Below are 13,360 nucleotides of genomic sequence, written 5' to 3'. Positions count from 1 at the left end.
TGTTATATCAGTTTTATAATGTCTTCAGCAGAAGTGGTATTAAAATCCCCCTTCACAAAAAATTTAGAATAAGCAGCAGCGGCAGCATAGGAAATAATCTGCTGATCGTCCAATCCCGCCAACTGTGCGTGTATTAACCCTGCCATAAAGCAATCGCCGCTTCCGACACGATCTACCACATCATGGGTATCGTATTCACGGGAAATACTTACCTGTCCGGCATGATAATAAAATGCGTAATAGCGATTATGCGTAGGGGCATCACTGAAGCGGAAGGTAAAGGCAATACGTTTACAACGCGGAAAACGTTGGGTGATTTCTGCTGCTACCTTCTCTGCCTGTTCCAAGTATACCGCTTTGGTATTGGCTTCCAGGGCAACAGTATCCAGGGTGGTATCCAGCATATTGTTGGCTGCCCAGATATTCCCCATCACCACATCGCAATATTGCACCAGCTCCGGCATAACATCCACCGGCTTCTTTCCATATTGCCATAACTTGCTGCGATAATTAAGATCGGTGGAAATGATCAATCCTTTCCTGCTGGCCGCCTGTAATATCTCCCGGCAAACGTCTGCCGCATCGGGGTTCAAGGCAGGCGTAATAGCACTCCAATGAAACCACTGGGCATCGCCCAGCAAGGCATCCCAGTTGACAGTACCCGGCGTAATCCGGCTAAATGCCGACCAGGCCCGGTCATACACCACCTCCGCATGTTTCAGGTCACTGCCCTGCGCCAGGTAATAAATACCTATACGCTCGCCTCCCCACAGCATCCGGTCGGTATGAATGCCTAAATGATTCAGCTGCTGCAATACATCTCTTGATAAACCATTCTCCGGCACTTTGCTGATATAGGCTACGTCGGTACCCCAGTTGGCCAGCGCCGCGGCTACATTTGCTTCTGCACCGCCTACATAGATAGCAGCGGTATGTTGTGACAGCTCGGGCGACAAGCGCAATAATATTTCCCCGAATGTGATGACTTTTACCGGTTTCATTAAAATCCAAAATATGCTTTTGCGTTATTGTAACAAATATCCTGTACCATCTTTCCCAACCAGGCAATATCATTCGGTAGTTCTCCCTGTTCCACATCATTGCCCACCAGGTTGCACAAAATACGGCGAAAATATTCATGCCGGGAATAAGATAGAAAACTTCTGGAATCTGTTAGCATCCCCACAAAACGGCTCAATAAACCCATATTGCTTAATGTGTTCATTTGCTTTTCCATGCCATCTTTCTGGTCAAGGAACCACCAGCCCGATCCATATTGGATCTTACCGGGTACGGTACCGTCCTGGAAATTGCCGGCCATGGTAGCAAATACTTCGTTATAAGCCGGGTTCAGGTTATATACAATGGTTCTAGCCAGTTGATCAGATTTATCCAGCGTATCAAAAAAAGCGCTCATCGCTTCGGCCACGTTCCAGTCGCCAATAGAGTCTACGCCGGCGTCCGCGCCGATGCGTTGCAGTAAACGGGAGTTGTTGTTGCGGATAGCGCCCACATGAAATTGCTGGGTCCAGCCCCTCGCATGGTTCCAGCGGCAAATTGCCAATAGTACGGCGGTTTTAAACTGTGCATTTTCATGCGGCGTGGCAGCCTGTTGCCGGCGTGCCCGCTGGAAAATGGCATCTAATTCTATAACGCTGGCAGGCGTAAAGTAGAAGGTGCTCAACCCATGGTCACTTAATCTTCCTCCGGCTTCATGAAAATAAGTATGCCGGCTTTCCAGTGCTTCCAACAGCTCATCGAACTTGCGGATGTCTTTATTGGTAACGGCCGACAGCTGATCTATAAACTGGTTGAAGGCAGCCGGGTTATCAACAGCCATAGCGCGATCGGGCCGGAACGTAGGCAGCACACGTGTACCAAAGGGCTGGCTGGCAATAACCCGGTGATGCTCTAATGAATCAACCGGATCATCGGTAGTACACAAGGCTTCTACTTTATAGTGCTGCAACAAAGCCTGGGTGCTTAATTGCGGTAATTGTGCATTACAATCCCGGTAAATTTTTTCCGCGGTTTGCCCGCTTAGCAAGTCTGTTACTCCAAACGGGTTTTTCAACTCCATATGCGACCAGTGGTACAACGGATTTCGCATGGTATACGGCGCTGTAGCCGCCCAGTGGCGGAATTTGGTATAGTCATCGGCGCTTCCCGTAATAAATTCTTCCGAAACACCATTGGCGCGCATGGCCCTCCATTTATAGTGATCCCCTTTCAACCAGATGGCATACAGGTTATCAAATGTTTTATTGCTGGCTATTTCATCCGGCGGCAGGTGGTTGTGGTAATCGATAATGGGCATGGAGGCCGCGTAATCGAAATACAACCGTTTAGCCGTTTCTGTTTGTAGTAAAAAGTCTGCGGATAAAAACGTTCTCATAACGATGATATTTATCTATGCTACAATTGAATAAATGCTTTTACCCCTTTGCTTTTCAATGCCATCAGCAAATCCGTTACCTGCTCAGCAAAACCTGGGATGGTGGTCAGATCGGCTTCCCACAGGCGTTTATCGCTGCAGATACCGTTTACCATGGTAGAAGTATCCTGTTCCTGCCACCACGCCGCAAAGATAGCGGCATTGTCGTCTGTAATGGTATAACTTTCCCCATCCCTGATGCCTATATACTTACCCTCTTCCTGCTTTTCCGGCCGTAAAAACAGCAGCATCGCAGCAAATCCCAGGCAGAGGTAAGGTGGTAAGGTCTGGAATTTCCCGTGATAGCGCAGCAATGTACGCACGTTGCGTGCATTCATCTTCGAGCTTTCCTGGAAAGTGATGCTGATCAGTTTATGTGCAATGAAAGGATTGGCAAAACGGTCCAGCACTTCGGGCGCAAAGGCAGTAGCGGTAGGACAATCAGCGGCAATGGTTGGCAGAATTTCCCGCAATATTACTTCCTGGAAGAAATGACGCATATAATTATCCTGCATGGCTTCATACACCGTATTCAAGCCCGACAGGAAAGCCAGGGGCACGGCAGCCGTATGGCTACCATTGAGGAGCCGGAGCTTTTGTTCCCGGTAAGGCGTAATACTATCTGCAATTAACATCCGGTTATCGGCCTGGCAGAAAGATAATGCAGTACGGATATCATCGCCGCCTTCTATGGCCCATAACAGGTAAGGTTCTACTTCTATCCACAGCTGGTCGGTATAACCTGCTTTTTCGTTGATCTCCGCCAGGTTACGGGGCTTGCCCGGTACGATGCGGTCGACCAGGGAATTGCAGAACTGATTTTCCCGTTGTATCCAGTCGGTAAACGCCTTAGGCATATCGTTGTAAGCAGCCAGCTGTAATACAATATCTTTTAACAACCGGCCATTGTCTACCACCAGTTCCGTGGGCACAATCACAAAACCGGTGTGAGCTTTTCCCTGGAAGTGGTGGTACCGCTCCCATAGTACGGCCAGCAGCTTGCCGGGGTAAGAATCAGGTACTCCGGAAGTTATCTTTTCGGGAACATATTGAATACCCACTTCGGTAGTATTAGAGACAATTATCTGCATAGCAGGCTCATGCACTGTCTGTAAAACCTCCTGCCACTGTGCATTCGATTGCAAAACCCGGCTAACAGAAGCGTTAATCAGTACCTTATCTACCAATTCCCCCTGGGAAACGCCTTTGATATGCGTAGTATACAAGCTATCCTGGCTGGAAAAATCGTGGGTATCGCCATCGGTGGATTTCACCACTACGACCCTTCCCTTGAAAATGCCCTGCTTATTGGCCTGATCTACCAGGTAATCGACCAGTCCGCGCAACAGCACGCCGGTGCCGAATTGCAGGATCTTTTCCGGGTAGGTGAATACCTCTGCTGTAACGCCGAACTCCGGTCGTTTTAATATAAATTCTTTGTTTAATATAGGAAGCATCATAACGGATTTATGCCTAAAAGGTGGCTAAAACTAATAAATATATTATTCACAATTAAGAAATTATAGCTCCCGGTGAAATAATCATCCATCCGGGTCATTATATAGTCAGAATCAATCATCACATTGTCAGGATCAATACCCGGTAGCTGGTTGATGACCGGAATTTAAGTAATTTTGCATCCTTAAACTATTTCAAATGAGCAAGCATGGTAAAGTACTGGTAGCCATGAGCGGTGGTATAGACAGTACTGTTACAGCGCTGATGTTGCATGAGCAAGGGTATGAAGTGGTGGGTATCACCATGAAAACCTGGGACTATGCATCTGCAGGTTCCAGTAAAAAGGAAACCGGCTGCTGTAACCTGGATTCTTTTAACGATGCCCGCGCAGCGGCAGTACATCACGGATTCCCACACTTTGTGCTGGACATCCGCGATGAATTCGGTGATTTTGTGATCAATAACTTTGTTGATGAATATATTGCAGGACGTACACCTAATCCCTGTGTGCTTTGCAATACCCATATAAAATGGCGCGCCCTCATGAAACGCGCCGACGCCATGGACTGCGAATTTATTGCAACAGGTCACTACGCCCAGATCCGCCAGCACGACAATGGCCGTTATGTGATCAGCAAAGGTATCGATGAAACCAAAGACCAGAGCTATGTGCTCTGGGGCATCCAGCAAGACGTACTGTCACGTACCCTCCTCCCACTCGGCACCTACCGCAAAACCGCCATCCGGCAAATGGCCTTCGATTTCGGCTACCCCGAACTGGCCAAAAAAGCAGAAAGCTATGAGATCTGCTTCGTACCGGACAACGACTACCGCGGATTCCTGAAACGTAAAGTAGATGGATTGGAAGAAAAGGTGAATGGTGGTAACTTTGTATTAGCAGATGGCACCATTGTTGGTCATCATAAAGGATATCCTTTTTACACAGTAGGGCAACGGAAAGGACTCGATATTGCACTCGGCCGCCCGGTATTTGTTACCGAAATTATCCCCGAAACCAATACCGTAGTACTAGGCAACGAAGATGAACTGCAGAAAAGCGAAATGTTTGTAAGTGGCATCAACATGGGTAAATACGAAACCATCCCCGACGGCATGGAATCCATTACCAAAATCCGCTACAAAGACAAAGGCGCACTCAGTAACCTTTACAACGAAAACGGACAGGTGAAAGTGAGCTTTTATGAAAATGTAAAAGGTATCGCCCCCGGCCAATCAGCCGTTTTCTATGAAGGCGATGATGTAATAGCCGGAGGAATTATCCAGCGCGGCGCATCAATCTTAAAGTGATTAATTTCATAAGATAGATAAAGAAAAAGGTGGGAAGAGAGATCTTCTCACCTTTTTTGTTGGATGTTTACAAACTATCACCCTTTCAAATATCTTTTGACAATAATTTTATTGCCAAAACACTAATCAGCTGATTACGAAAGCCTTACCGCATACATCGTATCCGCTCCCTGATCATACCCCGGGATCACTCCACCCGCCTGCCGGCGCAAATCACTCATACTTTCTATATAGCTCACTACTTCTTCATTCTCCTGCTTAAACACAGAACAGGTAATGTAAATCAACGCACCTCCTTTCTTCAGGAAAGGCACCACATTATGGGCAATCTTTTGCTGTAGCTGCTGGTACTTTCCAATCTCTTCGGGCTTAAAAAAGCTGATACTCTCGGGTGTACGTCCCCAGGTGCCAGAGCCACTGCAGGGCGCATCCAGTATAATGCCATCAAACTGCTGATGCCCCATAGACGCGGCAAAGCCAGGCGCGGTAAGGTCTGCAACCCGGGCATCATAATGTTTGATACCCGCTGCCGTGAAGCGCTGCTGCAGGTTTTCCAGGATAGAGCGTCTTACATCAGACACCAGTAATTGTACGCCTGGCTGCTGATCTTTCAGAAGAATAGACTTTCCCCCGCTGGCAGCACAGCAATCCCACCAACGCTGCCCGGCAGCTGGCAAAAAGAGCGCCCCCGTTTGCTGGCTCGAAGCATCCTGTACCTCGTACCAGCTCTTCTCTGCTACAATGGTTTCTATCTTGGTACCATTGGGCAAAGCAATGGTAGTATTATTGGCAAACACCTCATATGTAATACCCGCCTTATCCAGCAGCGCTTTTATCTTATCCAGCTTCTGCTGACGCACCCGTATAAATAACCGGGGCTGTGTCAACATCGTATAGGCATAAGCGTTAGCATCAATAGAATCAGACAAGGAGGTGATAAGTGGAAAAAGAGCAGCTGGCGTTAGTGCCGCCGGTAACAAGGCCGCTTTTTCAGATAATGGCAACGCAACCCGCTCATTCCAATCGGGATGCAATGCCGCGAGGAAATCGTTGGACGCGGTTTCACACAAAAAGGTTCCTGCAATAATACGCTCCTTTACAGGAAGCGTTTTCCCCCAATGTCCTAACCGGAAATAATGATATACCAACTGTGATATCCAGCGCCGGTCGCGCCCACCCATATAAGGATGTTCCTTGAAAAAAGATTTCAGGAAATGGTGTAATGGCAAGCTGCCAGTGTAGGCGCCAATGATTTTTTCTGCGGATGCTAAATAATTTTCCCAACGGGTCATACGCGAAGATACGGCTTCTGTCAACGTCAGCCCATAGTTAAGGAGCATAAAGCGAAAAGCATAAAGCGATTGAGGCGAATAACCTCAACGAATAATTATTTATCCGCTTAGATCATTCGCCTCAATCGCTTTATGCTCCTTAACTATCTTACAGTTTCAATAACGCTTTCAGCGGATCTTTACCGAACAGCAGTTGCTCAGGATTCTCCAGCATTTCTTTCACCCTTACCAGGAAGCTTACAGACTCACGCCCATCAATGATGCGGTGATCGTAGCTGAGCGCTACATACATCATCGGACGAATCACCACCTGTCCATTAATGGCCATCGGACGTTCCTGTATTTTGTGCATACCCAGGATAGCAGATTGCGGGATATTAATGATAGGTGTGCTCATCAGGGAACCAAATACACCACCGTTAGTGATAGTAAAGGTACCACCAGTCATTTCCGGTACAGTTAATTTGTTATCGCGGGCTTTGGTAGCCAGCTCCAACACTGCTTTTTCGATGCCGGCCATATCCAGGCTTTCTGCATTGCGGATAACCGGTACTACCAGGCCTTTAGGAGCAGAAACAGCAATGGAAATATCGCAGAAGTCATGGTATACCAACTCATCGCCATCAATATACGCATTTACAGAAGGGAATTCCTGTAAAGCAAAGCAGCAGGCTTTTGTAAAGAAGCTCATAAAGCCCAGGTTTACCTCATGCTGTTTTTTGAAGACGTCTTTGTATTTAGCACGCAATGCCATAATCTCTGTCATGTCTACCTCATTAAAGGTAGTGAGCATGGCAGTAGTATTTTTAGCTTCCACCAGGCGGCGGGAAACAGTTTTACGCAGGTTACTCATCTTCTCGCGGCGTTCCTGGCGGGTAAACATTTCCTGTCCGATAGCTACACCCGGATTTTTCAGGGCAGCATATACATCGTCTTTCATGATTTTACCGTGTGCACCGGAACCTTTGATGCTGGATGGATCTACCTGTTTGTCCGCAATAACGGCTGCAGCTACTGGTGTAGTTTTAATATCATTCGGGATGCTGGTAACAGGCGTCTGTTGTGGCTGTGGAGCAGCGGTTGGCTGGGCTGCAGAAGCGGCGGCCACCGGCGCTGCTTTACCTGCTGGTCTTGCTACGCTGGTATCAATCTTACAGGCTACATCACCAATTTTTAATGTATCTCCTTCTTTAGCTACCGTAATCAGGGCGCCAGCTTCTTCTGCGTTCAGTTCGAAGGTAGCTTTCTCTGATTCCAGTTCACATACCACTTCATCACGCTCTACATAATCACCATCTTTCCGTATCCATTTTACCAGGGTTACTTCACTGATAGACTCTCCTACTGTAGGCACTTTCATGTCAATCGTCCCTTTGTTCACTGCCGGTGCTGCAGGAGCAGCTGGTGCTGCTGCTACAGGTGCAGCAGTAGCTGCAGGAGCGGCGGCGGCCGGTGCTGTTGTGGAAGCTGGAGCGGCGGCGTCTGTATCAATAGTACAGGCTACCTCACCAATCTTCAAAGTAGCGCCTTCCTGGGCTGCGGCTGCAATCTTCAGGATACCCGCTTTTTCTGCATTCAGTTCAAAGGTTGCCTTCTCAGATTCCATTTCACATAATACCTCGTCCTGCTGCACATAATCTCCGTCTTTCTTCAACCACTTTGCAATTGTTACCTCGCTAATAGATTCTCCTACCGTAGGGACTTTGATTTCGATAACCATATTTAATCAGTTGATGGTGATACCGGGCTTCCTGCTTTCGGCGCTAGCTTGTCAACACAAACCCCGGTTATTCTGTTTATTCGTTTAATTTTTTTAGATGTTAAAAGCCGTATCAATAATCTGTTGCTGCTCGCGTGCATGCACTTTCGCATAACCGGTAGCAGTCGAAGCGCTCGGATTACGACTGATAACGCCATAATTGATCTGTTTCAGATTCATTTGCAGGTACGCTGCAGCTCCCATATTCAATGGCTCTTCCTGTACCCAGAAGAAGGTAGCTCCCTTATATTTCTGAGCAATCACTTCCAGCTGTTTTACCGGCAATGGATACAGTTGTTCCAGGCGAACGATGGCCACATCTTTACGGTCATCCTTGGCTTGTTTATCACTCAGGTCGAAATACATTTTACCAGTACACAACAATACTTTTTTCACCACCGCAGCATCATCGATAAACGGATCGTCCAGCACCTCTTTAAATCCGCCCTGTGTAAATTCTGCCATAGTAGAGTAAGCTCCTACATGACGCAGGTTGGCTTTAGGCGAGAAGTTAATCAGCGGCTTACGGAACTGCCAGGTCAGCTGACGACGCAACGCATGGAAGAAGTTGGCTGCCGTAGTGATATTGGTAATCACCATATTTTCTTCTGCACATTGCTGTAAGAAACGCTCCGGACGGGCATTGGAGTGATCAGGTCCACCTCCTTCATATCCATGAGGCAACAACATCACCAAACCATTCTGGGTTGTCCATTTTTGCTCTGCACTGCTGATATACTGGTCAATCACTGTTTGCGCACCATTAACAAAGTCGCCATATTGTGCTTCCCATAATACCAGGTTGTTAGGATTGGCCATGGCGTAACCATATTCAAAGCCTAACACACCATATTCGCTCAACAAAGAATTATAAATTCTGAATTTACCCTGGTTTTCCTGGAAGTGACTGAGACGGTTATATGTTTCATTGGTATTCTCATCAAATAAAACCGCATGACGGTGAGAGAAAGTACCGCGCTTCACATCTTCCCCGCTCATTCTTACATCTTTTCCTTCGATCAGGAGACTGGCGTAGGCCAACAGTTCACCGGTGGCCCAATCTACTTTACCTTCTTCTTGGTACAGCTTTATTTTATCTTGCAGCAGTTTACTCACTTTACGCAGTGGTACGAAGTTTTCCGGCCATTTCATCAATCCGTCGAACAGACGTTTGAAATCTTCTTCCTTGATAGCAGTTGCCGGGGACGCTTCAAAATCTTGTGGCGTGGCTTTGCGGAGGGCCAGCCACCATTGTTCCGGTTTCTGGTTGGCGTAAGGCAGCGGATGCTGTTTCACTTCATCCAAACGAGCCTGCAAATCGGCCCAGAATACTGTTTCCATTTCCTTGGCTAATGCCTGGGCATCAGACTCTCCATTATTCAGCAGGAACTGGGTATATACTTCACGCGGATTGGCGTGTTTTTCAATCAATGCATACAGGCTTGGTTGGGTAAACTTAGGTTCATCACCCTCGTTGTGCCCATGCTTACGGTAACACACCATGTCGATGAACACATCTTCATTGAATTCCTGGCGGTAACGGGCAGCCAGCTGTGATACTTTTACCACCGCTTCTGCATCATCGCCATTTACGTGGAATACCGGCGCCTGTACGATAGAAGCCACGCTGGTGCAATAGTCTGATGAGCGGGCATCATCGAAATCGGTCGTAAAACCGATCTGGTTATTGATAACAAAATGAATGGAACCACCTACGTAGTAGCCTTTCAGTTTGCTCATCTGCTCTACTTCATACACAATACCCTGACCAGCTACGGCAGCATCACCATGAATGAGGATAGGCAGTATTTTATCATAATCGCTGTTATAGATTACATCGGCTTTACTACGGGCAAAACCTACTACAATCGGATCTACCACTTCCAGGTGGGAAGGGTTAGGCATCAGTTGCAGGTTTACCGGTTTGCCGGCCGGAGTAGTTACCTGTGAGCGGAAACCCAGGTGATATTTCACGTCACCGCTACCCATGGTCATATCCGGGGTAGCCAGGCCTTCAAATTCATTGAAGATCTGCTCGTATGTTTTTCCGAGAATGTTGGCCAATACGTTCAAACGGCCGCGGTGAGCCATGCCGATCACGGATTCCTGTACGCCATATTCTGCGGCCACGTTGATGATCGCATCCAGCGCAGGAATGGTAGATTCGCCCCCTTCCAGGCCAAAACGTTTTTGTCCGATATATTTTGTGTGGAGGAATTTTTCGAAGATAACACCCTGATTCAGCTTCTGCAGGATGCGGCGACGCTGCTCGAGCGACAGGGGCTGGGTCATGATACTTTCAAACTCCTTTTCCAGCCATTTCGCTTTCGTGCGATCGTTAATGTAAGTGTATTGTAAGCCTACGGAAGCAGCATAGATCTGGTTCAGGTAAGCTATGATTTTTTCCAGCGTAGCCTTACCCACACCGATGGTAGTACCGGCAAAGAATTCAGTTTTAAGATCAGCATCCCCTAATCCAAAACTGGCAAGGTCCAGGTTGGCCTTCCGGTCTTTTCTCTCACGGATGGGGTTGGTTTTAGCAATCAAATGGCCCTTTTTGCGATACGCCTGTATCAGGCGGTATACACCCAGTTCTTTCGCCAACTGGTCGTCACTCACCGGCAATGAAGTGCTGCCCCCTGCTACCGGTGCTGCTGCCCCTGCGTGACCGTTTACATTGGATACTGCAAAATCAAATCCTTCGAAAAATTTAACCCAATCCGGGTCTACAGAGTTGGGATCTTTGCGGAAATCCTGGTATAACGATTCTATGTAAGCAGGATGTGAGTTAGTGACGAATGAGAAGTCCTTCATTTACAACGAGTTTTGCTGATCTTCAGTTCAAATACTTTTCTGTTGGTCCCAATACATTAATATATGGGATTGCAAATATCGCTCGTTTTTCGATACGCTGGTTGGAAAAAATGAGAAAAAATCAAGTGATTATCTGTGATAAATCAGCCTTATATTTGCACTTTGACGGAAAAACTACATTTAGTTTGTTTTGTAAATGGAATATAGTTACCTTTGCCGTCCGAAACTTGAAATTTGAAAAATGGCAAACCATAAAGCAACAAAAAAAGACGTACGTCAAAGCAGAAAGCGTAATGAGCGTAATCGTTACTATGGTAAAACTACCCGTAACGCCATCCGTGACCTGAAAGCAGTGACTGACAAAGCAACAGCGGAGAAAGATTTAGCTGAGGTAGCTTCCATGATCGATAAGCTGGCTAAACGTAACGTTATTCACAAAAACAAAGCTGCAAACCTGAAAAGCAAGCTGGCTAAGAGAGTTCTGGCCCTCGCTTAATTGTTTCAGTAACAATATTTATAGCTCTTCCTCTAAAAGGAAGGGCTTTTTGTTTTTCCTATCACGATCGTATATGAAAAAGATACTTATCCTCCTCGCCTCCCTGTTACCATATGGCGGCTTCGCCCAGGACCTCACCACCCGGTACGAAAAAACCAATGGCCGCGAAACAGTTACCTACCCGGAAGTTATTCAATACTACCAACTGCTAGCCAAAAGATTCCCGCAAATCAACCTCCGTACCATCGGTACCACCGATGCCGGGTTCCCGCTCCACCTGGTTACCTACTCCCCTCAACGGGATTTCGATTTTAAAAGCCTGCATAAGAAGAATAAACGTATTATACTCATTAATAACGGCATACACCCCGGAGAGCCCGACGGAATAGATGCCAGCATGATGCTGCTCCGTGACCTGGCCCTGGGCAAAACCAAGCTGCCCGATAACGTGATCCTGGCAGTGATCCCGGTGTATAATATCGGTGGCATGCTCAACCGTTCACCCTGGTACCGTGTTGACCAAAACGGCCCGGATGCCTTCGGATCCCGGGGCAACGGGCAAAACCTTGACCTGAACCGCGACTTTATCAAGGCCGATTCAAAGAACGCTTTGGCGTTCCAGCAAATCTATCACCTGACCGACCCTGATGTATTTGTGGATAACCACGTGAGCAACGGAGCCGACTATCAGCATATCATGACCCTACTCACTACCCAGCACAATAAATTGGGCGGCCCCATGGGCGAATTCATGAACAAAACCTTTGAACCGGGCCTGTATAGCCTTATGAAAGAAAAAGGCTACGACCTCGTTCCCTACGTCAACCATTTCGGTGAAACACCCGACAGCGGATGGGTAGAGTTTGCAGACGGCCCACGCTACTCCACCGGCTATACCACCCTCTTTCATTCCTTCGGGTTTGTGCCGGAAACACACATGCTCAAACCTTATCCACAACGCGTAAAAGCCACTTACGCCCTGATGGAATGCTTTATACAGTTTACTTCCATTTACAGCGAAACCATCAGGCAGCTACGGGAACAGGCTAAACAAACTTCCCTTACCCAGTCCAGCTTCCCACTGGCCTGGCAGTTTGATATGAAGCAGTACACAAACATTACGTTCCGTGGCTTCGCTTCCGGACACAGACCCAGCGCCATTTCCGGCCTACCGAGGTTATATTACGACAGAACCCGACCCTATGTCAGACAGGTCAAATTCTATAACCAGGCCGTAGCTACCAATTTCGTGGAAAAACCGGCAGCATATATCATCCCCCAGGGGTGGTGGACCGTTATTCATCTCCTTAAAAATAATAACGTACAAATGCAACCGCTACCCAGGGATACCACCCTGTATGTGGAAGTATATCATATAGCCGACTTTCAGACCTATAACAAACCGTTCGAAAAACACTACCTGCATACCAACATTAAAGTCATTGCCAGCAAGGATTCCATACACTTCCGAAAAGGTGATTGGTATATTCCCATGAACCAGGCAGCCAACCGCTTCCTCATGGAAACGCTGGAACCTACCGGCGGCGATTCGTTCTTCGCCTGGAACTTTTTTGATGCGGTACTAGGGCAAAAAGAAGGCTATTCGCCTTATGTATTTGAAGATACTGGGGCAGCGTACCTGAAGGAGCACCCGGAATTACAGGAGTTGCTAAACAGGAAAAAAGCGGCAGATACCGCCTTTGCCCATAATGGCAGCGCGCAGCTGGAGTTTGTTTTTAAAAACTCGCCCTATGCAGAACCGGAGTACATGCGCTACCCTGTATACAGGGTGCATTAAA

At 47.4% G+C, this 13,360-nt stretch carries 9 protein-coding genes and 1 pseudogene; 3 read left to right on the top strand and 7 right to left on the bottom strand.

What is annotated here, in order from left to right; all coding sequences use genetic code 11:
* Positions 1 to 2: 2 nt before the first annotated feature.
* From HGH90_RS13760 to HGH90_RS13750, 3 genes are read right to left on the bottom strand one after another with little or no spacing between them, the layout of a single operon-like run.
* Positions 3 to 1,001 carry a sugar kinase gene (locus HGH90_RS13760; protein WP_168761976.1) on the bottom strand — a complete coding sequence of 333 codons (999 nt, stop codon included), beginning with the start codon at positions 999 to 1,001 and terminating at the stop codon, positions 3 to 5.
* Positions 1,001 to 2,395, bottom strand: coding sequence for a glucuronate isomerase (gene uxaC, locus HGH90_RS13755; RefSeq protein WP_168761975.1), 1,395 nt, complete (start codon positions 2,393 to 2,395; stop codon positions 1,001 to 1,003). Before uxaC ends, HGH90_RS13760 begins: the two co-directional genes overlap by 1 nt.
* A gap of 20 nt (positions 2,396 to 2,415) precedes the next feature.
* Positions 2,416 to 3,894 carry a tagaturonate reductase gene (locus HGH90_RS13750; RefSeq protein ID WP_248277006.1) on the bottom strand — a complete coding sequence of 493 codons (1,479 nt, stop codon included), beginning with the start codon at positions 3,892 to 3,894 and terminating at the stop codon, positions 2,416 to 2,418.
* A gap of 196 nt (positions 3,895 to 4,090) precedes the next feature.
* On the opposite strand from HGH90_RS13750, the gene mnmA reads away from it, so the two are divergent.
* Positions 4,091 to 5,200, top strand: a complete 1,110-nt coding sequence (gene mnmA / locus HGH90_RS13745) for a tRNA 2-thiouridine(34) synthase MnmA (protein ID WP_168739923.1) — start codon at positions 4,091 to 4,093, stop codon at positions 5,198 to 5,200.
* 134 nt (positions 5,201 to 5,334) lie between these two features.
* On the opposite strand, the gene HGH90_RS13740 is transcribed toward mnmA, so the two are convergent.
* The 4 genes and pseudogenes from HGH90_RS13740 to HGH90_RS13730 all read right to left on the bottom strand — a co-directional run bounded on the left by HGH90_RS13740 (position 5,335) and on the right by HGH90_RS13730 (position 11,065).
* Complete coding sequence (locus tag HGH90_RS13740) at positions 5,335 to 6,540, bottom strand: RsmB/NOP family class I SAM-dependent RNA methyltransferase (protein WP_168761974.1); 1,206 nt, start codon at positions 6,538 to 6,540, stop codon at positions 5,335 to 5,337.
* 100 nt (positions 6,541 to 6,640) lie between these two features.
* Complete coding sequence (gene odhB / locus HGH90_RS13735) at positions 6,641 to 7,852, bottom strand: 2-oxoglutarate dehydrogenase complex dihydrolipoyllysine-residue succinyltransferase (protein ID WP_410493688.1); 1,212 nt, start codon at positions 7,850 to 7,852, stop codon at positions 6,641 to 6,643.
* A gap of 144 nt (positions 7,853 to 7,996) precedes the next feature.
* Positions 7,997 to 8,212 (bottom strand): annotated as a pseudogene (locus HGH90_RS32265) (biotin/lipoyl-containing protein); the annotation flags it as partial.
* Between the two features lie 93 nt (positions 8,213 to 8,305).
* Positions 8,306 to 11,065, bottom strand: a complete 2,760-nt coding sequence (locus HGH90_RS13730) for a 2-oxoglutarate dehydrogenase E1 component (protein WP_169191326.1) — start codon at positions 11,063 to 11,065, stop codon at positions 8,306 to 8,308.
* Between the two features lie 241 nt (positions 11,066 to 11,306).
* Here HGH90_RS13730 and rpsT point away from each other — a divergent pair, with 241 nt between their 5' ends.
* Both rpsT and HGH90_RS13720 read left to right on the top strand, forming a co-directional pair.
* The gene (gene rpsT / locus HGH90_RS13725; RefSeq protein WP_168761971.1) at positions 11,307 to 11,561 is read left to right on the top strand and encodes a 30S ribosomal protein S20; all 255 of its coding nucleotides are present in this window, start codon (positions 11,307 to 11,309) and stop codon (positions 11,559 to 11,561) included.
* A gap of 73 nt (positions 11,562 to 11,634) precedes the next feature.
* Entirely contained in the window at positions 11,635 to 13,359 is a 1,725-nt protein-coding gene (locus tag HGH90_RS13720) for a M14 family metallopeptidase (RefSeq protein ID WP_169191325.1), read from the top strand.
* Position 13,360 lies beyond the last annotated feature (1 nt).

This window comes from Chitinophaga sp. Ak27, from assembly GCF_012726295.1.
Taxonomy (GTDB): domain Bacteria; phylum Bacteroidota; class Bacteroidia; order Chitinophagales; family Chitinophagaceae; genus Chitinophaga.
The sequence above is the reverse complement of the archived record's forward strand: the minus strand, read 5'-3'. Positions and strand labels throughout refer to the sequence as shown.

What these genes read in the sequence shown, in the direction of transcription:
- HGH90_RS13760 (WP_168761976.1), bottom strand. Translation starts at nt 1,001, where the DNA reads ATGAAACCGGTAAAAGTCATCACATTCGGGGAAATATTATTGCGCTTG.
- odhB (WP_410493688.1), bottom strand. Translation starts at nt 7,852, where the DNA reads ATGAAAGTGCCTACAGTAGGAGAGTCTATCAGTGAAGTAACCCTGGTA.
- mnmA (WP_168739923.1), top strand. Translation starts at nt 4,091, where the DNA reads ATGAGCAAGCATGGTAAAGTACTGGTAGCCATGAGCGGTGGTATAGAC.
- HGH90_RS13720 (WP_169191325.1), top strand. Translation starts at nt 11,635, where the DNA reads ATGAAAAAGATACTTATCCTCCTCGCCTCCCTGTTACCATATGGCGGC.
- HGH90_RS13750 (WP_248277006.1), bottom strand. Translation starts at nt 3,894, where the DNA reads ATGATGCTTCCTATATTAAACAAAGAATTTATATTAAAACGACCGGAG.
- HGH90_RS13730 (WP_169191326.1), bottom strand. Translation starts at nt 11,065, where the DNA reads ATGAAGGACTTCTCATTCGTCACTAACTCACATCCTGCTTACATAGAA.
- uxaC (WP_168761975.1), bottom strand. Translation starts at nt 2,395, where the DNA reads ATGAGAACGTTTTTATCCGCAGACTTTTTACTACAAACAGAAACGGCT.
- HGH90_RS13740 (WP_168761974.1), bottom strand. Translation starts at nt 6,540, where the DNA reads ATGCTCCTTAACTATGGGCTGACGTTGACAGAAGCCGTATCTTCGCGT.
- rpsT (WP_168761971.1), top strand. Translation starts at nt 11,307, where the DNA reads ATGGCAAACCATAAAGCAACAAAAAAAGACGTACGTCAAAGCAGAAAG.